The organism is Pseudoglutamicibacter cumminsii, assembly GCF_016907775.1.
Classification (GTDB): Bacteria; Actinomycetota; Actinomycetes; order Actinomycetales; family Micrococcaceae; genus Pseudoglutamicibacter; species Pseudoglutamicibacter cumminsii.
In genome coordinates this window covers 853,059-872,961 of record NZ_JAFBCO010000001.1, presented here as the reverse complement: position 1 = coordinate 872,961, position 19,903 = coordinate 853,059, and the positions used below count along the sequence as shown (strand labels likewise).

19 protein-coding genes are annotated in these 19,903 nt (G+C 59.7%); 3 read left to right on the top strand and 16 right to left on the bottom strand.

Features of this window, described 5'->3' with window-relative positions:
* Window positions 1-41 precede the first annotated feature (41 nt).
* The gene (locus JOD50_RS04040) at window positions 42-1,256 is read left to right on the top strand and encodes an MFS transporter (RefSeq protein ID WP_338052003.1); all 1,215 of its coding nucleotides are present in this window, start codon (window positions 42-44) and stop codon (window positions 1,254-1,256) included.
* A 9-nt stretch (window positions 1,257-1,265) separates the two neighbouring features.
* On the opposite strand, the gene JOD50_RS04035 is transcribed toward JOD50_RS04040, so the two are convergent.
* Together JOD50_RS04035 and JOD50_RS04030 are read right to left on the bottom strand one after the other, a co-directional pair.
* Entirely contained in the window at window positions 1,266-2,069 is an 804-nt protein-coding gene (locus JOD50_RS04035; RefSeq protein ID WP_204880510.1) for an IclR family transcriptional regulator, read from the bottom strand.
* Window positions 2,070-2,071: 2 nt separating this feature from the next.
* A complete protein-coding gene (locus JOD50_RS04030; protein ID WP_204880509.1) occupies window positions 2,072-2,863 on the bottom strand; it encodes a coniferyl-alcohol dehydrogenase in 792 nt (263 codons plus the stop codon).
* A 189-nt stretch (window positions 2,864-3,052) separates the two neighbouring features.
* On the opposite strand from JOD50_RS04030, the gene JOD50_RS04025 reads away from it, so the two are divergent.
* Window positions 3,053-4,426: an aldehyde dehydrogenase family protein gene (locus JOD50_RS04025; RefSeq protein ID WP_204880508.1), complete on the top strand. Its 1,374-nt coding sequence runs from the start codon at window positions 3,053-3,055 to the stop codon at window positions 4,424-4,426.
* Between the two features lie 11 nt (window positions 4,427-4,437).
* Window positions 4,438-5,343: an MBL fold metallo-hydrolase gene (locus JOD50_RS04020; protein WP_204880507.1), complete on the top strand. Its 906-nt coding sequence runs from the start codon at window positions 4,438-4,440 to the stop codon at window positions 5,341-5,343.
* A gap of 102 nt (window positions 5,344-5,445) precedes the next feature.
* On the opposite strand, the gene JOD50_RS04015 is transcribed toward JOD50_RS04020, so the two are convergent.
* From JOD50_RS04015 to JOD50_RS03950, 14 genes are all read right to left on the bottom strand, one after another.
* Window positions 5,446-6,285, bottom strand: coding sequence for a sugar phosphate isomerase/epimerase family protein (locus tag JOD50_RS04015; protein WP_204880506.1), 840 nt, complete (start codon window positions 6,283-6,285; stop codon window positions 5,446-5,448).
* A 14-nt stretch (window positions 6,286-6,299) separates the two neighbouring features.
* Window positions 6,300-8,003, bottom strand: a complete 1,704-nt coding sequence (locus JOD50_RS04010) for an FAD-dependent oxidoreductase (protein WP_204880505.1) — start codon at window positions 8,001-8,003, stop codon at window positions 6,300-6,302.
* Window positions 8,004-8,006: 3 nt separating this feature from the next.
* Window positions 8,007-9,077 (bottom strand): Gfo/Idh/MocA family protein, encoded by a 1,071-nt coding sequence (locus JOD50_RS04005; RefSeq protein WP_204880504.1) that lies wholly within the window; start codon window positions 9,075-9,077, stop codon window positions 8,007-8,009.
* A complete protein-coding gene (locus tag JOD50_RS04000) occupies window positions 9,074-9,961 on the bottom strand; it encodes a shikimate dehydrogenase (RefSeq protein WP_204880503.1) in 888 nt (295 codons plus the stop codon). The genes JOD50_RS04005 and JOD50_RS04000 overlap by 4 nt, the downstream gene beginning before the upstream one ends.
* A gap of 15 nt (window positions 9,962-9,976) precedes the next feature.
* Window positions 9,977-11,314 (bottom strand): MFS transporter, encoded by a 1,338-nt coding sequence (locus tag JOD50_RS03995; protein WP_204880502.1) that lies wholly within the window; start codon window positions 11,312-11,314, stop codon window positions 9,977-9,979.
* A gap of 144 nt (window positions 11,315-11,458) precedes the next feature.
* Window positions 11,459-12,367: a LysR family transcriptional regulator gene (locus JOD50_RS03990; protein ID WP_204880501.1), complete on the bottom strand. Its 909-nt coding sequence runs from the start codon at window positions 12,365-12,367 to the stop codon at window positions 11,459-11,461.
* Window positions 12,367-14,145, bottom strand: coding sequence for an FAD-dependent oxidoreductase (locus JOD50_RS03985; RefSeq protein WP_204880500.1), 1,779 nt, complete (start codon window positions 14,143-14,145; stop codon window positions 12,367-12,369). The genes JOD50_RS03990 and JOD50_RS03985 overlap by 1 nt, the downstream gene beginning before the upstream one ends.
* A gap of 92 nt (window positions 14,146-14,237) precedes the next feature.
* A complete protein-coding gene (locus JOD50_RS03980) occupies window positions 14,238-15,845 on the bottom strand; it encodes an FAD-dependent oxidoreductase (RefSeq protein ID WP_204880499.1) in 1,608 nt (535 codons plus the stop codon).
* Entirely contained in the window at window positions 15,839-16,939 is a 1,101-nt protein-coding gene (locus JOD50_RS03975) for an alcohol dehydrogenase catalytic domain-containing protein (RefSeq protein ID WP_204880498.1), read from the bottom strand. The genes JOD50_RS03980 and JOD50_RS03975 overlap by 7 nt, the downstream gene beginning before the upstream one ends.
* Window positions 16,940-17,359: 420 nt before the next feature.
* Window positions 17,360-17,623 carry a hypothetical protein gene (locus JOD50_RS03970; protein WP_204880497.1) on the bottom strand — a complete coding sequence of 88 codons (264 nt, stop codon included), beginning with the start codon at window positions 17,621-17,623 and terminating at the stop codon, window positions 17,360-17,362.
* Between the two features lie 15 nt (window positions 17,624-17,638).
* Window positions 17,639-18,607 (bottom strand): N-acetylmuramoyl-L-alanine amidase, encoded by a 969-nt coding sequence (locus JOD50_RS03965; protein ID WP_239541519.1) that lies wholly within the window; start codon window positions 18,605-18,607, stop codon window positions 17,639-17,641.
* An 89-nt stretch (window positions 18,608-18,696) separates the two neighbouring features.
* Window positions 18,697-18,990 (bottom strand): hypothetical protein, encoded by a 294-nt coding sequence (locus JOD50_RS03960; protein WP_204880495.1) that lies wholly within the window; start codon window positions 18,988-18,990, stop codon window positions 18,697-18,699.
* Window positions 18,991-19,002: 12 nt separating this feature from the next.
* A complete protein-coding gene (locus JOD50_RS03955; protein ID WP_204880494.1) occupies window positions 19,003-19,308 on the bottom strand; it encodes a hypothetical protein in 306 nt (101 codons plus the stop codon).
* A 101-nt stretch (window positions 19,309-19,409) separates the two neighbouring features.
* Window positions 19,410-19,895, bottom strand: coding sequence for a carbohydrate-binding protein (locus JOD50_RS03950; protein WP_204880493.1), 486 nt, complete (start codon window positions 19,893-19,895; stop codon window positions 19,410-19,412).
* Window positions 19,896-19,903 lie beyond the last annotated feature (8 nt).

Sequence of the window (19,903 nt, the reverse complement as noted above, 5' to 3'; positions counted from 1 at the left end):
GTCGAAATAAGCTAAGGCAGCAATAGATGAGAAGGTGAGCCGTGAAATCCACCCGCAGTCAGACTTCTTCGGCTTCATGGCTTTGTGTGGTTCTTGTTGGGATTATGAGCGCTGTCCATATTTGGAAGCTTCCTCCGGCTTTGGAGTCGCTGTCAGAAGAACTTGGCGTGGGACTCGTTCAAGCGGGGGTTCTCATCGGCGTAATTCAAGTTGCCAGCATCCTGGGTGGTTTGCCGACGGCGTGGCTGGGTGAACGCTTAGGGTTGCGGCGGGTCATTGTGGCGGGCCTGGTGTTAATGAGCCTCGGCTCCTTGTTGGGCGCTTTCGCCTCATCAGCCGCAATGGTTTTCGTCTCACGAGCTTTCGAGGGCATCGGTTTTCTCTTTTGCGTAGTTTTGGGGCCGGCGTTGCTCCGGGATCGGTTTGAGCCCCCGCATGTGTTTCGCGCGTTGACCGCGTGGGCGATGTTTCAGGGGTTGGCCGCCTTTATCGGTTTCATGGCGGGTACGTTTGTGGTGCCGGAGTTCGGTTGGCGCCCGATGTGGGTTGGGGCTGCGGTTGTGACGTTGGCCTTGATTCCTTGCGTGCTTGCGCTGGTTCCCCGGGATGAGGCAGTTGGTTCGGCTAAGGGGTCGGGGACGTGGCGGTTGGTGCGGGTCACGATTTCGCGACCTGGTCCTTGGCTGGCCGGCGCTATTTTCGCTTGTTACAGCATCCAGTGGATGGCGGTTGTCGGCTTTTTGCCCCGGATTTATGAGCAGTATGGGATTCAGCAGCCGGCGGCGGGGATGATGTCCGCGGTTGTTGGTGGGGTGAATATCCTGGGTGCGCTTGGCGCTGGCCTGTTGGTGGGCAGGGGTGTCACGGTAAAGCGTCTAGTGATCGTGTCCTTTGCGGCTATGGCTTTGACGTCGATCGGGCTTTTCGCTGTCCCGTGGGATCAGACGGCGTTCCCAGCGTTGGCGTCGCTTGTGTTGGCGGTCGCGTTTTCGGCGATTGGTGGAGCGGTGCCGGCGTTGTTGACGCGGATGATTGGCGAATTGGCTCAGCCAGATGGTTCGAGTGCTGTGGTGATGGGGTTGATGCAGCAGATCTTCAACATGGGCAATTTCCTGGGGCCGTTCCTCATCGCGTGGTTCGCGGTGCAGACGGGCGGCTGGGAGAGCTCCTGGATGCTGACGGCCGGGTTCAGTTCGCTAGGAATCCTCGGCACGATCTGGCTGTTGAAGGGCACGCCTCAGCGTCAGGAAGTCTGAGCAGACGTTCTAGTCCCCAACTTCGAGGGTTCGGGAAATACCTCGGGCAGCGATCTGTAGCACCGGCACTACGTTCCCAATCGGGGCCATCGCATCCTGCGTCACGATGCCCAGTGCGGCGATGATCTGTCCCGTGGTCGGGGAGAACACAGGCACGGCGAGAGCAAAGTTGTTCGCACCGCTTTCTCGCTCGGTCGTCGCGAAGCCTTGCGAACGGATCCGAGTGATGTGTTGGATCAGCTCCGATTTCCGGCCAATGGTGTGCTGGGTATGCCGAGGTAAATCCGCTGGTAGCTCAGCCAGCAGTTCCGGCGCCCCGTACGCGAGCATCAACTTGCCTGCCGCGCTCGAGTGCAAATCCATCCGATCGCCTACTCGGCGGAACGGGGCGCCGGTGTTCGTCCCGGAAATGCGCTCGACAAGGAGCACTTCTTTTTGGTCCAGGATGAACAGGTTGACCACGTTGTGGGTCACGAACAGGACGTCCTGCATGTAGGGTGCTGCGATTTCGGCTACGTCCTGTTGGGCAGAAGCTAGCAGGCCGATGCGCCACAGCTTCTGTCCGATTCGGTAGCGGCCAGACTTCTTCTCTAAGCCGCCCCACACCGCTAGTTCGTTCACCAGCCGGTGTGCCGTAGCCAGTGGCAGGTCCGCGCGCCTTGCAATGCTGCTGAGCGTCTGGTCTCGGTGGGCGCTATCGAATGTTTCCAGAATTCGTAGTGCGCGCGAGGTTACGGATGCCGATGTTGTGGCTGGCTTGGTGGTTGAACGTTGGGCAGGGTTGCCCTGCCGCTGCGGTGCACGGTTGGCCATGGTTACTGGTTTCCACTCCTGCGGGAGGCTACGAGTCCGCCATCTACGCGGATGTCGGTTCCGTTGACCCAGCGGGCGGTGTCGCTTAGCAGGAATTCGATGACGTCAGCGATTTCGGCGACTTCGCCGTATTTGCCGAGTAGCTTTGAGGCGCCTTCGACTTTTTCGCGGCCGTGGTCGGTCTTGAAGTCTTCCAGGATCGGGGTCGATACCGGGCCTGGGCTCACGCTGTTGACGCGGATTTTCCGCTCCACCAGAGAGGCGGCCAGCTGCTCGGTGAGGAGTCGGACGCACTGCTTGGAGAACAGGTAGGACTCGTCTTGAACCAGTGCCCAGACTTGTTCGTCTGCTTTGAGCTCGTCAACGCTGTTCGCCTGCACGGCTCGGTTCTCTTCGTTGAGGTGGTTGCGCCAGTCAACTGCTACCGATGAGGCCAGGTTCACGATGGCCGCACCAGGCGCCAGCTGCGGTAGCAGCGCCTGGGTGAAGTCGCGCAGGCCGATCACGTTCACGCCCATGACAACCTCCGCGGGGGCGGTGCCCGGAACGCCCGCAATGTTTGCGAGCCCGTCAATTTGGCTGCCGGCTAGCTCGGTGAGCTGGGCAACGCCGGCTTGAATGGAATCTGCTGAGGAGAGATCGAGCTGCACGAAGTCTTCGGTGTGATCGCCGTTAGCCTGAGCCGGTGGGTTGCGGTCCACCCCGATGACGCGGTGCCCGGCGTCACGTAGTTGCGCGGCGGTCTGCGCGCCGATTCCGGAGGAAACACCTGTTACAACAATGGTCTTTTTCATGGGATAGAACCTTTCGTGTGAGCTGGATCATGCGTTTGGCTCTATGTTTGCCATTGTGCCCCATTCACGCAGGGTTTTTTCCAATGGATGGAAGGCTAATCACATTCGCTCTTCACAATCTTCCATGATGTAGGGACATTACTACGGCGCACCGCCGCATCCGCCCTCTACATGTGAAGGCAGGTACAGATGAGCACTCACTACGACGTCCTGGATCCCGCAACACTCGAAGTTGTTGCCCGGGTACCGGAGAACACGGCCGAAGACACGCAGCAGGCAGCGGTCCGTGCACGCGCGGCGCTGCGTGGCTGGCAGCGTGACCGTGTAGCGCGAGCGGAAGCGTTGGTGAAGATCGCCGACAAGATTGAGGCGAACCTCGATGCGTTGGGTGAGGTGCTTTCCCGTGAGCAGGGCAAGCCGATTGCCGAAGCGAAAATGGAGTTCAAGGTCTCGGCGGGCCTGTTCCGTTATTACGCGACCTTGGACTGGGAAGACACGATCAGCCTTCCAGAGCGCGATGGCCGCAATGTCGAGGTGCTGAACCGTCCGGTGGGTGTGGTGGGAACCATCACCCCGTGGAACTTCCCGATCTCGCTGTTGTGCGTCAAGCTGGCGCCGGCTTTGATCGCCGGATGCACTGTGCTGGCCAAGCCCGCTCCTACGACGCCGGCCTCAGCTATCGCTTTGATCGAACTGATGAACACGGTTCTGCCTGAGCATGTTGTGCAGGTTCTTACCGGTTCCAACCGCACCGTGAGCGTGGCGTTGGCTTCGGAACCACTCGTCAACAAGATTTCTTACACCGGCTCCACCGCGGTGGGCACCTCTTTGATGCAGCAGGCCGCTGAAAATGTCACCCGCGTGACCATGGAGTTGGGCGGTAATGACGCCGCCATCGTGCTGGATGACGCGGATATTGAGGTGGCTGCGCGCGGCATCATCGGCAGCGCCTTCCGCAACGCCGGGCAGGTTTGCATGGCGGTTAAACGCGTCTATGTTCCAGAGAGCATGCGCGCGGACTTCACTGAAGCTGTGGTCGAGGAAGTCAACAAGTTTGTACTTGGCCGTGGCATCGACGCCGCCACCACCCTAGGGCCGATGCATAACGCGAGCCAGCGCGACTACGTGCGGGAACTGATCGATGCGGCGGCAGCCGACGGTGCCACTGTTCTTGCCGGGCATCAGCGGTGCGAGCTACCGGGCTATTTCCAGACGCCGACCATCGTGGCCAATGCTGAACAGGACATGCGCATCGTGCGGGAAGAGCAGTTTGGAGCGGCCCTGCCGATCGTGTCCTATAGCTCCGTTGACCAGGCCATCGAGCTCGCGAACGATTCCGAGTTCGGGCTCGGCGCCTCTATCTGGACTCCAGACGTGGAGCGGGCACGGCAACTGGCTCCGGAGTTGGAGGCTGGCACGGTGTGGATCAATCAACACACCGTTGTTGAACTTGATGCACCGTTTGGGGGCTGGAAGCAATCCGGCGTTGGCCGCGAGCGCGGCCGCTGGGGCTTGGAGGCCTACCTGGAACCAACCACCGTCAACTGGCGAGCACACAACTAGGGGACACTGACATGACCGTTGAACTCATTACCCTCGGCACGGCAGCCGGCCCGGCTATTCGAGGAAGCGAACCAGGGATCTGCTCGGCAGTCCGCGTGAACGATGATTTCTACCTGATCGATTTCGGCCTGGGGTGCACCCGCGCTGCCGCTGAGGCCGGCTTGAAGGGTAAGCACTTCACCGCGGGATTCATCACGCACCTGCATTCCGACCATGTTGTGGAGCTACCCGGTTTTCTGCTGTGGAACTGGGGCAAGCCGGTTAATGGCTTCACTGAGCCGTTCCGCATTTTGGGCCCGGGCAAGGATCCGCACCGTGTTGGTGGTGAGGACTTGGCCGGTACCGCCGAGTTGGTTGGGAAGACCCTCGACGGGTTCTCCTACGACATCGATATCCGGATCCAGGATGAGGCCCGCCCTAACCTGCACGAGCTGGTGCAGGCCGAAGAGATTGTGATCCCGAATGAGCCGATCTTCGAGGTATATCGCGATGATGCGGTGACGGTGAGCGCGACCCTCGTGGAGCACCCGCCGGTCTACCCGGCTTTCGCGTTCCGCTTTGACACCGCGGAGGGCTCGATCGTGTTCTCTGGAGACACCGCTAAGTCCGATGCGCTCGTTGAGTTGGCCCGCGGCGCTGACATCCTGGTGCATGAGGCCGTGAACCTGGACTTCTATAAGGAGCAAGGTTTCTCTGGCGCGTTCCTGAACCACCAGGCATGCTCGCACACCTCGCCGGCCGATGCCGGGGCTGTGGCTCAGGAAGCCGGCGTGGGGCAGTTGGTTTTGTCTCACCTAGCGGGTGTTGCGCCCGAGCAGTGGTGGAAAGACCAAGCCGCAACCCGGTTTAGCGGGCTGATCTCGGTGGCACGCAGCGGCGACCGTTACGCGCTCGCCGAGCAACCCGTGCTCAACTGATGCGAACTGTTGCTCAGACGCGGAAACGGGGTCGGCTCATGCCGACCCCGTTCTCGTCCGCTGAGTGACGGGCGAACCGCCACTCAGCAACGCATCGCTACCTCAGAGCGTAGCCTCAGCGCGGAGCGCGTTCGCCGCCTCCTCGACCGCCTTCGTTTTCTCCAAGAGCAACGGCAGCCAGGCGTCGTCGCCTAAACGCTGACGCCGTGGTTCGTTAGGCAACTCAACGCTCAAAGGCGTGCCCGCAGGCAAAGCAGCCACCATCCCGGCAAGGTCCAGCCCGCCGTCCCCGGCAGGGAGCCGCTCCTCGCGGGCCTGGCGGATCACCTCATCCATATCCTCAGGGGTTGGAACCGGGGCATCACACACCTGGATGTAGTGAATCCACTCGGTTGGGATGCTCTTCAAGTCCTCCAACGTCGTAGTGGAGCGGCCGGTGTGAAGCGTATCCACCAAGATGGAACGAGCAGGCCCATCAGCCTGGCCCACAACCTCAAGCGCGCGCTTCACGTTCGGAACCGCAGTCCACGGCATCGGCTCCAGGCTCGCCGCCAACCCGTGCTCGGCGCACTTTTGCGCGAAATCAGCGTAGGAATCAACCAGCCGCGAGGCATCAGTGTCGTCACCAGACACCAAGACCGCGCGCGCCCCCAGCGCCTGAGCCGCCTCCAAGAAAGGCCGGAAGTCCTGGCTCCGGTAATCCTCGTTGAGCCGAGTAATTTCGACGTCAAAGACACTCACCGGCGAATCCGCCAACCGCTCGCGTACTTTCTTCAGCTGCTCAGGTTGCTCGTGCAAACGGTAAGCGGCCGTCGTGGGGGTTGCCGGCACAAGGCGCAACCCGACCGTGTCGAAACCATACTTTTCTGCATACTCAATCTGACCGATCGGATCGATGTCTAGAACGGTCAGTGCAGCAAGACCGACTGGTGCAGTAGTCATACAGTGCTCCTGTCTTATCGTGCTGATGCGGCGATGTCTCGGCCGGCCTTGTAGCCGAAGGTCATGGCAGGGCCGATGTTGATGCCGCCGGACGGGTAGTGCCCGCCCAGAACGTTGGCCTGGTCGCTACCAACCGCGTACAGTCCCTGGACTGCGTTGCCTTCGTCGTCGAGCACGCGGGAATCGCTGTCGGTGCTCAGGCCGGCGAATGTTCCGAAGCTGCCAGGCAGAACCTTGACCGCGTAGTAAGGGCCCTTGTCCAATGGCGCCAGGGAAGGGTTCGGCCATGGGTTGTCAGGGTCGCCGGAGTTCCGGTTGAACACGGTCTCGCCGCGGTTGAACTCTGGGTCTTCACCAACGCGTGCGTGCTCGTTGAAGTCCTTGACAGTCTGCTCCAGCTGCGCAGCGTCAATACCGCACTTGTCGGCCAGTTCCTTGAGGGTATTAGCCTTCTTCACGTAGCCGCACTGCGTGTAAGGGAACGTTGGGATTGGCGCAGGCTTGGAGAACCCGAGCGGGTAGTAACGCATGTAGTTAGCGTCAGCGATGAGCCACGCGTGCGGCTCATCGCCCTCCGGTAGGTTTTCGAGCAGGCCAAGGCAGAAGTCGTGGTAACCGTTGGCCTCGTTGACGAAACGCTTACCGTTGGACAGCACGCCAATAGTGCCCGGCTTACCGCGGTCCAAAATGTGTGGGAATACGCCCGTCTTGCCTTTCGGCAGCGGGACGAGCGAAACCGGGCAGTAAGCGGCGGCGGACGCCACATCGTTGGATAGCTTGCCGCCTGCTGCCGATGCCAAGCGAACTCCGTCGCCTGTGCCGGCTCCCGCTGGAGGCAGGGACCAGTGGTTTTCCGCGTTCGGGTAGCCACGGAAATGTTCCTTGCGCATCTCAGCGTTATGGCTGAAACCGCCGGTCGCAAGAACGACGCCATCGCGGGCATTCACGCGGTAAGCGCCTTCTGGGCCTTCGACGTCCACGCCAACCACGCGGCCGTCGTCATCAACAACGAGGTCGTTCGCGCCGGTGTTGACGCGGATCTCTACGCCCTCGTCCAAAGCGGAACGCAGAAGACGACCGATCAGTGCCGTTCCGTTAACAAGTGACTGGCCGCGCTGGTGGATAGCCAGGTCGATCATGTGGCGAGTCACGCGCACCGCACAGTGCATGAACGCCTTGACCGAGCGCGTGGAGTGCAAGAAAGCCTGCAGGTCGTCGCCGGCCATGATGCCCATGCCCAAGAACGAGGTTTCGTACATCTGGCGGCGCAACAGCTTGGCAACATTCTTGCCTAGCGACGTGAGGCGAACCGGCTTCGGAGCCACCTGGCGGTTGCCGTTCGCGGCTCCCGGCGTGTGCTCGTGGATGTCAGCCACGCCCGCACCCGGAACGAACTTGAGCGCAGTCTTCTCGTGGAAGAAATCGACCATCTCCGGCGCGGTCTCAAGATAAGCGCGCACCCGCTTTTCATCGAACTGATCGCCGAGGCGGTTGCGGAGGTAGGTGAGCGGCTCATCGATGGATTCGCGAACCCCCGCCTCGCGCGCAAACCGGTGCCGTGGCGTCCACATCCAGCCGCCGGACCACGCGGTCGCGCCTCCACACACTGAAGCCTTCTCGACCACCAGAACCCGGGCACCGCCGTGGGCAGCCGCCACAGCCGCGGACAAACCGCCGGCTCCAGCACCGATTACGACAACATCAAACTCTTCCGACATTAATTACTCCGCTTTTTCTTCCTTGATAAAGACTCGCTGGCCAGTTCTAGACGATTCATAGATCGCTTCGATGATGCGCAACGAGACCCGTGCATCTGCCCCGGTGACTACGGGCTGCTTCGACTCCAGAATCGATGCAGCAAAGTCCTGAACCTGAGCCTTGTGAAAATCGGTGAGCCGCCCATTGATATCGGCCAGGTCTTGCGTGCCCGGAACATCGATATCGAATGGAGCGTGGATCTCGGTCTCCCCAGGGACAAGCCACAGGTCATTGACGCCTTCTTGCCCTTCCGGGAACTCCGTCAAGCTGACAACTGCGCCTGTCTCGCCAACCAGCTGGATCCGGTTTCCCAGGTTGTGGCCGGCACCCGTCGTGGCCGTGATGGTGGCAGTCGCCCCGGATGCGAACTCAACAATTGCGCTCGCCGAGTCTTCCGTCTCCATGTGCGCGTCGTGGAAGTGGGTGCGGATCAGGCCAGACACGCTGACCGGTTCGCCGAGGAACCACTGCAGCATGTCGATCTGGTGCACCGCTTGGGTCATCAGCACGCCGCCGCCGTCCGTGTCCCACTTGCCGCGCCACGGGTCCTGGGAGTAGTAGCTGCTGTCACGGTGCAGAACCACTGACACTTCAGCCAGGTTCGGTTGCCCGATGCGGCCGTCCAGGATCGCTTTCTTGATCCGTTGTGCTGCCGGCCACAGCCGTCGCTGGAACACGACGGCCAACACAATCCCGGCGTCGTCCGCGGCTTTGATCATGCGGTCAGCTGTTGCGGTATCGACGGCGATGGGCTTCTCACACAGCACGTGGACTCCCGCGGATGCGGCTTCCAGCACGTTGGCCTCATGGACTGGGTGCGGGGTGCACACCGATATGGCGTCCACGCCCGCTTCCACCATGTCCGCGAAGTTTGTGAAGGCGTGGGGAAGGGCGTGTGCGTCAGCGAACGCTTGCGCGCGCTCGGCGTCGGTATCGAGACAACCGACGAGGGTCACGCCCGGTGTCTCGCGGAACGCTTGCACATGGTTAGGTGCAATCCGCCCGCAGCCTACGATCCCTACTCGCAGTGTCACTGCGCACCTTCCGTGGCGCCACTGAGTGCCTGCAGTGTTGCGGTGAGTTCTTCACGCATGCGCTGGGCGTCGGGTTCAATTCCGGTTAGGAGCCGGAACCCGTCTGTGGCCTGTTCGATCAATAGTTGGGTTCCGTCCAAGGTGGCGCAACCGAGCCCAGCGGCGTACGTGAGTAGCTCAGTTTCGACCGGCCGGTAGATCACATCTGCAACCCAATGACGGGGCTCAAGCAGGCTCAGATCAAGCGGTGTTCCCGGGGTGTTTTCCATGCCGATCGGGGTTGCGTTGACAACGCCGTCAGCGCTTGGAACCAGGTTCGGTAGATCGCTAGGCTCCCACACGTGAACATCCACGTCCTGCCGCGAGATCTTCTGCTGCAGCTGTTCGCGTCGGTTCTGATCGGTGTCAACGATGTGGAGGTTTTTCACTCCGTAATCAGCGAGGGCCTTAGCTACCGCTGAGCCTGCACCGCCCGCACCGATCAACACCACGTTGTCACGGGACGCGTCTGGAAGGTTGCGCTTCAGAGCCGCCAGAAAGCCGGTGTAGTCGGTGTTTTCACCGATGAGTTTGCCGTCCTCTGTCTGCACGATCGTGTTGACGGCGCCGAGCGCGTCAACCGCTTCGGAGAATCCGTCGAGGTAGCGCATCACTTGCTGCTTGTAGGGGTGGGTCACGTTGAAGCCGGTGAAGCCCTCTTCAAGCTTGCGGTTGATGTAGCCCCCAAGATCTGCGGCGACATCAGCTTTGCCTTCAAGGTCAAGCAGCTCGTAGGTGTAGCCGTCGAGGCCCTGATGCTTGGCTTCACGTTCGTGGATTTCTGGTGAGAGGCTCGTACCCAGGTCGTTGCCTACCAGGCCAATCCGAATGCGTTGCTCGTCCATGGTGTGGCTTTCGTTTTATCGCTTGTTCTTCTGACCCAACTGTGCAGTTGGTGTCTTATAGGTTTCTGGGCCGGTAGCGAAAGCTGCCGCCGACAATACGGCGAAGCCAGCACACATAAGGGCTACAGGCATCCAGTTGGCGGCATTGCCAGAAGTCATGGCGGTACCGATCGCTGGGGTGAAGCCGGAGACCAGCAGGCCCAGCATGAGGCCGATTGCCATGCCGCTGTAGCGGACCTTAGCGGGGAACTGTTCAGGGAATGCTGCCATGTAGGTCGCGTTCGGTGCGGCGTAGAAGCCACCAAGAAGCAGGATGGCGGCAATGTAGATCAGGAAAATGTTGCCCGTGCCGATTGCATAGAAGAACACAAAAATCATGGCGCCGGCGCCGAGCGCACCCGTGATGAAGACTGGCTTGCGGCCAATCTTGTCAGAGAGCAGACCGTAGAAAGGCTGAGTCAGAACCGCGGCGAAGTTGGAGACCGCAATGATGGTCAGCATGGTTGTGCGCTCAATACCACTGTGTTCGACGGCGAAGGCTAGAGCGAAGACGTTGACCATCGTGTTGATCATGGCGAAGGTCGAGCTCAGCATGACGCGCAGCACAGACGCCCAGTGGGAACGGAAAAGCTCAACCATTGGTACCTTGGCGACCTCTTCGGTCTCCTTGGCTTCAGTGAAGACCTCTGGCTCTTCCAGGTGACGGCGAATCCAGAACGCGAAGACCGTCAGCAGGATGCTGATCCAGAACGGAATGCGCCAGCCCCACGTCAAGAGCTGTTCGTCAGGCAGAGCTGCGATAGGCACGAACACCAAGCTGGAGAGGACGATGCCGAACATCACGCCGCTGATGGTGAAGCTCGCGAAGAAACCGCGGCGACGCGAGGGAGCGTGTTCAATCGAGAGGGAAGCCGCACCCGGGGACTCGCCGCCAGCCGAAAGGCCCTGGAGCAAGCGGAGGAATACGAGCATCAGTGGCGCCCATACTCCAATAGCCTCATACGTCGGCAAGCAACCGATGAGGAAGGTTGAGAGGCCCATCATGAGAAGGCATGCCATCAGCGTGAAGCGGCGTCCCAACTTGTCACCGAGGTGTCCCCACAGAACTGCACCAAGGGGACGAGCTACGTATGCAACGCCCAACGTGCTGATGGAGAGGAGGGCGGAGCTTGCGCCGTCATCGGCAAAGAAGATTTTGCTGAAGACTAGAGCTGCAGCAGAGCCGTAGATGAAGAAGTCGTAGTACTCCAGCGTGCTTCCCAAGAATCCTGAGAGGGCAGCTCTGCGGGCCTGCGGGGAGGTCTTCGCAGACTCGGCTTGCGGTTCGACGCGTTGACTCGTTGTGGTAACCATTATCGTCTCCTAGTGCGGACAAGAGGGGGCCTTTTCACCAGTTCGAAATGAACCTGCGGTGAAGGCGCATAGTCCAGTGTGACCTGAATTACTTTGTTCGTCCACAGCAATATTTAGCAAATACTATGTGCACAAACAGCACAATCAGGATGTGGGCTTTTCCGCCGGCGTAGGCCACAACTCCTCAACAAGCTCAAGGACAGCATCGCGAGCCACTGAATCCGTCTTTTTCGACCACGCCAGCCCGTGCCGCATGTAGACGGATTCCCCGGCAAGGGGCTTGAAGGCCACTCCAGGCGGCATCACGTCAGCCAAACCTGCGGCCATGTGTGCCACACCAACTCCGGCCGCAACCAGCATGAGGATCATGTAGGGGTCAGTGATTTCTTGGGCGACCTTGGGGTAGAAGCCCGCGGCCGCACACGCTTGTATCGTCACTTCATTGAGGTTTGAGCCCGCGCCAGCCGGTGGCGTAATGAAAGGATCTTCAGAAAAATCGCTGAGAACCAGGTCCTCGGCTTCGGCCAAGGCATGGTCAACGGGAACAAACATGCCCATGGGCTCTAGCATCAGTTCCCGTGCGTGTACGCGCCGCTCATCCACGGGAAGGCCCACGAACGCGATATCAAGCTGCCCCGAATCGACTTGGTGGATGGCGTCTTGCGTCATGATGCGGCCAACCAGCTTCAATTTCAGCTCGGGATAACGCTGCTTAATAGCGCGAGTGAGCGGCGGCAGTGAGAAGTGGTTCAGGACGCCGGAGAAGCCGATGGACAAGGTTCCGTAGAGCTCGCCCTCGGACTTCCTGACGGCGCTTTTCGCCACATCGGCTTGATCCAGAACCGCGCGGGCATGCGGGAGGAGAGCATGGCCTGCGGCCGTGAGCTCGACGCTGCGGGTACTGCGGTGAAATAGTTCGGCACCGAGCGAACGCTCGAGTTTGCGAATGGTTTGGCTTAAGGGTGATTGCGTCATCCGTAGCCGGATGGCGGCGTTGCCGAAGTGGAGTTCTTCGGCAACGACCACGAAGACCTCTAACCAGCGAAGTTCCATTATGCTCCTGGACGTGTCTCGAGGGCGTGGTCAACGCTCGTCCAACCGAAGGTCAGGCCAGCGCCAACCTGCCCGCCTGCACCCGGGTACTCGGAAGCCATGACCGAGGCCGCGTCATTACCTGCAACGTACAGGCCAGCGATCTGCTTGCCGTCGGCATCCAATGCGGTACCGAACTCGTCGGTCAGGATTCCAAGTGCTGTGCCCAGCGGGGTTGGGTAGATCTTGATCGCGTAGAAAGGAGCCTTCTTGACGTAACCCAGGTTCGGGTTCGGGTGATTGTCGGGGTCGCCCGCGACTTGCCCGAACATGAGCTCGCCCTTGTGGAAATCCTCGTCCACGCCCGTGTCTGCGAAGGTGTTGCAGCGGCGTACGGTTTCTTCGAGGCCCGCGGGGTCAACGCCGATCTTGCCCGCCAATTCGCGGATCGTGCGGCCTTCAACCAGGTAGCCGTCGTCGATGTAACGCTTGAGGAAGAGCCGAGGCAGGTGCGGCATCGTGATCATACCGAGCCCGTACTTGGCGAGCGTTCGGGAGTCGACAACCAGCCAGGCTGGCACCGCGCCGTCCTTGTCGTTGTACATCGCGCGGACGAACTGGTGGTAGGAGAGCGATTCGTCTACGAACCGCTTTCCAGCTGAGTTGACGGCGATCACGCCTGGCTTGGCGCGGTCCCAAATGTGTGGGAAAACGGCTGTTGAGCCGTCTTTCCGGCGGCCCACTGAGCTTGGGAACCAGAAGCCGTTCTCGCCATCGTCGCGGCCCAGCGCGGCGCCGACGTCAGTGGCAAGCTTTTGTCCGTCGCCTTCGGAACCTTCCGAAGCGCGCGAGTACTGCGGGGCAGGGGACGGCATGTACTTTTCGCGGAGCTCAGGGTTCTGAGCGAAGCCGCCGGTTGCCAGGACGACGCCGGCGCGGGCTTTGACGCGTACGACTCGGCCGCCGTAGGCCACAACGGCGCCGATGACGCGGTCGCCTTCCCGGATGAGCTCTTGCGTGCGGGCGTTGAACCAGAATTCTGCGCCGCGGCTCTTAGCCTGATGGAACAGGCTCGCCACGAGCCCGTTACCCATCACGAGGCGGGTTCCGCGGTGGTACGTGAGGCGGTCTTTCGCCCATTTCAGGCCCAGGGACAAGGCGAGCCCTGCGGCCTTGGCGCGTTCCTTGAGGGAGCCGGAGAACAGTTTGAGAAGCTGTGAAACTTCCGGCCGGCGGATCATGAGGGTGCCGTTCATGAGGGTGAACTCGGGAACTGGCATCCGCACTCGACGGAAGTCTTCCTTGGAAAGCAGGCGTCCGTTGAAGATGCCGGGTTCCAGGGCGCGTCCGGTTTGGCCGGTTTCTGGAAGGTCCGAGTGATAATCGACAACCGCTGGGGAAGCGAGGAATTCGATGCCGAGGTCGGTGAATTCGTCGAGCATTTTCGGTGCGTTGCGCAGGTACGCCATGCGTAGCTGCCGTGGCGCTTTGTCGTCTACAAGCCGGTCCAGGTACCGGGCCGCGCGGTCTTCGTCATCGATGTTTCCCGCATCGCGCTGGAAGGGGTTGTTAGGAACCCAGCTGGTGCCTGCGGAATATGCGGTGGTTCCGCCGAAGTACTCGGACTTCTCGAGCGTCAGGACTTTCGCGCCTCGCGAGGCCGCCGTCAAAGCTGCCGCGAGTCCAGCTGCACCCGTTCCAAGAACGAGGATGTCGACTTCCTTATCCCAATCGTCCTTATCCCGATCGTCCTTACTCCGATTGTCCTTGTGCCGTTCGTTCACTGCGCTAGTTTCCATATCCATTCCAGTTCGTCATCGAAAGAGGGCGCTGAGCCACTCATGTCTCTTATATAAAGTCTTAACCCAAGGTGTGGTTTGTATCTCAATGTTTACCGGCGGAGTTCGTCGAGAACCTTGGACGCAACCGCGAATGACCTCGACATAGCTGAAGCCAGCGTTGCGCCGCCTCCCGGGTAGGCATCCTTGAAGACTGTTTCGCTACAGTTACCCGCGGCATATATACCGTCGATTGCTTCACCACTATGCTTGAGCACTTCGCCATGCTCGCTCACTTTGATACCTCCGGCGGTGCCAAGAACACCCGCATGGATAGGTAATGCATAGAACGGCGCCGATTTAATCTCGCCCAAGCAAGGGTTCGGTTCTCTTGTGGGGTCGCCTAGATGACGGTCCTGCGGGGCACTACCTCTACCGAAGTCCTCATCAACGCCCGTCTCAGCGAACTGATTGAACCGATCTATGGTTTCGACCAGCGCCTTGCTAGGTACTCCGATCTTTTCCCCAAGCTCAGACAGGGAATCGGCACTCACTGCATCCTGAGGTGTGACGCCTGGTTTCTGACCCGCAACAGAATATTTTTGAGCAAAAACGGCATCGAAGATCAACCATGCCGGGAGATTCTGCAGTTTTTGATCGTGTGGGTCTACGGATGCAAAGACTTTGTTGAGGTCGTGGTAGTTCATGGCTTCATTTACGAATCTGTGGCCACGTCTATTCACCATGACTGAGCCCGGGAGCGTCAGCTCGACGTTACCCATTCGACCGCTTTGGTGCCCGTCGTACTGATGCATAGGGAGAGATATGACAGGTACTCCCCAGACGGCCGAGGTTTGGGCAAACCCTGCACCCAGCTTAAGCGCAAGTTTGAGGCCGTCACCTTCATTCGATGGTGCGCTGATGGGACGAATCGGGTATTTCAAGAGCGTCTCGCGCAACTGTTCATCCCATTCGAAACCGCCAGTTGCAATGAGAACCTGTGGGGCTCTGATTCGTGTTTTCTTGGTTTCAACTTCCCAGAGCTGTGAGTCCACGCGTGCAATGTTTTGCGCCGGCAAATTCGTGTAGAACTCAACCCCGGCCTCGTGCGCTGTGAGCACTAATGCACCAATGAGCGCCCCACCCATGGTGCGAATCCCCTTATCTGAACGTTCTCGCAAGATTTCAGAATCGGGCGCTTGGCCGTGAAGCGCGTCGCGCTCACTCATCGTGATGAGCGGAAAGTACGTTGGTTGCCTTAGCGCCTCGGTGAGCCCCGGAAGCTGGCCAGTGTCAAAGGGTTGGGCGTCGAGCCCTCGGCCAGTCTTAGCGCCTTTAAGCTGCATTTTATAGTCCGGGCGGCCAAGTGGTAAGTAGTTCACATGAGTATGGTCATCAAGGAAACGCGCGAGGTCTTTGCCTCGGTGAACAAATGCTCTTGCTTCCTCCGCGCTCAACACACCGTGCGTAGCTTCGGAAATATAGCTTTCCGCGGCTTCCATGGAGTCTTCGTAGCCGTGCTCGGTCATCAGATGGTTATCGGGAGCCCAAACTACCCCACCGCCGGCGGCAGAAGTCCCGCCAAGACGAGAAGCTTTCTCTAGAACGGCTACCGAGTAGCCCGCTTGCGCGACACGAACTGCAGCAATCAGACCGGCAGCACCGGAACCTAAGACTACAAAGCCGTACTTTGTGTTCGGTACTCCGTTTGTTTCTAACATTTCGCACCTACTTGGGCATCATCGAGGGTCACCACGATTTTCCCTACAAGCTCTTTCGGATCGGCCATCGTTTCGAAAGCAGCCTGCAGTTCGGACAACCTAAAGCGGTGGGTAATAAGTTTTTTGACCTGAGCTTGGTGCCGGTCTATGAGCGCCAAAGCTTCGCCTTGGAGCAACAGCGAGTTTCGTGAACCGAGCAAATCTAGTTCTTTTACTGGGAGAGTTCGTTGAGAGAACTGCACCGGGCGATCCGAGATACCCACGAGGACAACCCGTCCCGCGCAGGCCACCAGATCAATTGCGGCTTCTGCACACACCGGAGCGCCCGTCGCTTCAAGGACTACTGTTGGCCCTGCTTCACCTGTAAGGCTTAGGATCATCCGACGTTGCTCGGCATTGGGGAAGTCCGGTTGAGATTCAAGTACAAGGTCGGCTCCATATTCCTCAGCGAGGCTTAGACGCTGTGCATCCAAGTCCACGACGATGACGTTGGCGCCTAGTTCTTTCAAATAGAGAAGAGCCAGAAGACCGATTGGTCCTGCCCCGAAAATGAGGACCCATTCGTTGGCTTGCACGCGAGAGCGGTTGACTGCCTGCATCGAGATGGAGACAGCTTCGCTTAGTGCAGCTAATTCACCGGGTAGTCCGTCGGGAATTAGGTAGAGCTTGGCCTGCGGCACCGCGATGAACTCGGCAAGAGCGCCATCCTCGTAGCAGCCGAGCACGCTCATGTTTTGGCAGGCGTTAACTCGCCCCACGAGACACGCTGGACACTCACGGCAGAACACCATCGGTGACACCGCTACGCGTGTTCCTGGCGTCCAGGTTTCAGAAACCCCGTCACCAACTCCGACGATGCGGCCAGCGATTTCGTGGCCTTGGATGAGGGGTAGTTCTGAAGCATAGTCATCGTCCCAAATGTGTAGATCGGTACCGCACAAGGAGACGAATTCGACGCGAACTAGAACGTGCTCAGGCAACAATTCTGCACGTGGGAGAGTTAGCGGGCTGTTTTGGGGTGTTGTGTGGTTCCGCGTGTTTCCGGGGTTATTTGGGTTTTGGCCCGTGTTTCCGCGGGTTTCGCGGGTTTGCATGCTTACCGTTGTGCACTGTTTTGCAACGTCCGTTAATGTTCTGTGTCACCACCAGGTCACCACAGGATCACCACGGGCCGGCGGTGGTTTTGAGAGTTTCTCGCCCCCTGGTCTTGCCATAGGGAAAACAGCACCAAAACAGCACCAAACCTGGGGCAAGTCTTATTGTCGTCTTCTCTCGTCTTCTCTCGTCTTCTCTCGTCGCCGCCCGTCGATGCCGGGCCGCTGGTTTGTCCCGTTTGTCCCAAACTGTCCCACACTGTCCCGAAGCGTGTCTATCGTCTATGTTTTGTTGATACACTAGACACAGCAAGACGCCGCCTATCTGGTCGCGTGTTGTTGTCTCCTTTCTTGGTTGGTTGGACACAAGAAAAGCGGGCCCGCCGGGTTGTGGCTTCCCCGACGGGCCCGCTCTTGTTTCTATTCGACGTCTAACACGTCTTGCCCCATATCGGCGGCGTGTCTACCCGTGGACGGTGTCACGTCAGTGTTACCCGCCGCGATGAGACCTGTAGCGCCCGCGATATACGCCAACACCGCTGTTGCGCCGGTAACCCACGCTGGCACGCCGTCACCAACGGTCGCGTACCAGGTGTTGACTGCGCCGGCCGCAACCGTGAGAACACCAACAATCAGATACAGCACCGACCGAGTACGGGCCGGTACCTGCTCAACAATATTCACAACTAACCACCTAACCTATTTGCGTTTATAGAATCGTGCTTGATCGTTCAGGTACTGGATTTCAGCGCGTACAGTGAGCGGGCCGCGCTTCCCATCAACAAACCCGCGGTAATGCCGCTTACCGGTCAGAAAGCGTTGTAGCGCGGTCACAGTCATCGGGCCAAACACTCCATCGACCCGGCCGCGGTAGTACCTGCCAACCCGCGCGCTAGCAAGCCAGGACTGTATGTTCTTGGTTAGCGACTTGTCTCGAAACCCAACATCGTTCATGAGTTTCACCCAAGCGTTATGCGATGCCGTGGTGTGCCGATCCGTGACCGGTAGTTTCACGGCCGGCCACGTCTTGCCCGCTGGTTTCGCCGCGGCTTTCGCTTCCGTCTTGCCTGCCTTACGTGCGGCGGTCTTTACGGCGCGGGCCGGCGCTTTCACACCCGTGTAGCCGCCGCGCGCGATATAGCTGCGGAACTCATCCATCGACAGGCGCGGGCTACTGAAGTTCGGGTCGATCTTCCCTTCAAGCGAGATCTCCTTATGCCCAACAACCTGTTTCGTTCCTAGCTTGAACTCATCAATCAACGCGCGGCATAGCTTCACGTAGGCATCTAGCTGTTTAGCGGGCCATGTCTGCCCTACCCCGTCATTCTCCGCCTCAATCCCGATCGTGTTGCTATTGGACTGCCAGCCCTGTTTCACCCGTCCGGCGTGGTTACAGTGACCGGCGGCTACGACATAGATAGTGCCGTCGCGTCCTAGCACGTAGTGAGATAGCGGGCCTGGTAACCGGGGCCGGCCGTGCGTCACCACGTTCAGCGATGGAGCGTTGAGCGTGTTCCCTCTAGCGTGTGCCGTGTGGTGACAGACGATGCCTTTCACAGCGCCTTGTGGTGTTCTAAGGAACCCTCGCCGTTTCCAGCCCCCAACTTCAACGACCGGGTAACCCGTCTTACGTGCAACCCTCGCTAACCCCGTCAACCACCTAGCCATAAGCTAACCCCCTATTGTTTTGTGTTCCTGTATATGAAAGGCGACCCCATAAACACGCGGTCAGTGTCTATGCGGTCGCCTATAGCTTGTTACGGTAAACCTTCCGGCCAATCCGGCGGCGGCGGGTTCCTGCCCGTATAGATGTGGTGCCGTAACGCCTGGATATAGTCAACCGACAACGCCAACTTCACTTCTAACGCATCCAGCCGTTCTTGTTGCCTCTGCTCCCGTTCCTCCAACGCAACAAGCCGTTCACCATACCGATTCAAAAGCGTGTCTTCGCGGGTTACGCGCCTGTTCTGTCGAGCAACCCACACCGTGCAGCCGCCCGTAATCAACACGCCCGCGAGCGTCGCCACAACCTGCCACGCTGTTGCATGCATACACGCGCCCCCTTATCTGCGTGGTGTGATGCCTAGTAGCGCGGTAACCATCACGGCGGGCGCTATATAGGTCGCCATTGTTTGCCACCAGAACGTAGACAGGTCATGTTCGATTAGCGCGAATATCCAGCCGAGGCCCCACATTGCGCCCCACGCGTACATGAGCCCGACCGTGAGGAATACGCCCGCGTTGATGTTCGCTCGTTTAGCGCCTGCTAGCGCCCATGTTCCGGCGATGATCCAGACCGCGCCCCATACTGGGATGAGTTCACCGTTTAGCGACGCGTCCCAGATAGGGCCCTGTGTAGGGCGAGGCATTAGGTACGCTAGCCCGCGGGTTAGCGCATATACGGCGGCGGCGACGATGAACACGCGCCTAAGCCGTGCCGAGTCGTGGTTTGCTTTGTCTACGTCGCTCATCATTCGACCCGCTCCCATGCGGCCGGCCAATCTCCGGGTGACCACACGACAGCGTCTTGTTTAGCGCGGTAGGTTGATCCGTTCCAGATGACTAGGTCGCCGGTGTTATAGGCATCATGTGCGCCGGCGGGCTGTTGATACGGTGCCGGGGTAGCGTCTCCGTCGCCGTCGCCGCTGGTGTCTTGTTGCCGCCAACCCGTAACGCCCGGTTCCCAAACATTAGGCGTCACGATCGACACCCACACCCGGCCCGCATACTCGACAACATCACCCGCAACATAGGCGTCGTGAGCGCCCGCCGGCTGTACCCATTCCGCCCCGGTCTCCGGCGCTGTGATCATCCCTTCACCCCGCGCCGACTCATACACGTGCGTAACCTGCTCTTCGATGTACGCGGCCGCTGTTCTGCGTGTTAGCGCTGCGTCGATACGTTCACGCAACCCCGTCAATTCCTCGACACTCAAACCGTCCAGGTCAATACTCATAACAACCC

Bases quoted from the DNA above. Each gene is read 5' to 3' on its own strand.
- JOD50_RS04035 (WP_204880510.1), bottom strand. From the start codon at position 2,069: ATGGCCAACCGTGCACCGCAGCGGCAGGGCAACCCTGCCCAACGTTCA.
- JOD50_RS04030 (WP_204880509.1), bottom strand. From the start codon at position 2,863: ATGAAAAAGACCATTGTTGTAACAGGTGTTTCCTCCGGAATCGGCGCG.
- JOD50_RS04025 (WP_204880508.1), top strand. From the start codon at position 3,053: ATGAGCACTCACTACGACGTCCTGGATCCCGCAACACTCGAAGTTGTT.
- JOD50_RS04020 (WP_204880507.1), top strand. From the start codon at position 4,438: ATGACCGTTGAACTCATTACCCTCGGCACGGCAGCCGGCCCGGCTATT.
- JOD50_RS04015 (WP_204880506.1), bottom strand. From the start codon at position 6,285: ATGACTACTGCACCAGTCGGTCTTGCTGCACTGACCGTTCTAGACATC.
- JOD50_RS04010 (WP_204880505.1), bottom strand. From the start codon at position 8,003: ATGTCGGAAGAGTTTGATGTTGTCGTAATCGGTGCTGGAGCCGGCGGT.
- JOD50_RS04000 (WP_204880503.1), bottom strand. From the start codon at position 9,961: ATGGACGAGCAACGCATTCGGATTGGCCTGGTAGGCAACGACCTGGGT.
- JOD50_RS03995 (WP_204880502.1), bottom strand. From the start codon at position 11,314: ATGGTTACCACAACGAGTCAACGCGTCGAACCGCAAGCCGAGTCTGCG.
- JOD50_RS03990 (WP_204880501.1), bottom strand. From the start codon at position 12,367: ATGGAACTTCGCTGGTTAGAGGTCTTCGTGGTCGTTGCCGAAGAACTC.
- JOD50_RS03985 (WP_204880500.1), bottom strand. From the start codon at position 14,145: ATGGAAACTAGCGCAGTGAACGAACGGCACAAGGACAATCGGAGTAAG.
- JOD50_RS03980 (WP_204880499.1), bottom strand. From the start codon at position 15,845: ATGTTAGAAACAAACGGAGTACCGAACACAAAGTACGGCTTTGTAGTC.
- JOD50_RS03975 (WP_204880498.1), bottom strand. From the start codon at position 16,939: ATGCAAACCCGCGAAACCCGCGGAAACACGGGCCAAAACCCAAATAAC.
- JOD50_RS03965 (WP_239541519.1), bottom strand. From the start codon at position 18,607: ATGGCTAGGTGGTTGACGGGGTTAGCGAGGGTTGCACGTAAGACGGGT.
- JOD50_RS03960 (WP_204880495.1), bottom strand. From the start codon at position 18,990: ATGCATGCAACAGCGTGGCAGGTTGTGGCGACGCTCGCGGGCGTGTTG.
- JOD50_RS03955 (WP_204880494.1), bottom strand. From the start codon at position 19,308: ATGCCTCGCCCTACACAGGGCCCTATCTGGGACGCGTCGCTAAACGGT.
- JOD50_RS03950 (WP_204880493.1), bottom strand. From the start codon at position 19,895: ATGAGTATTGACCTGGACGGTTTGAGTGTCGAGGAATTGACGGGGTTG.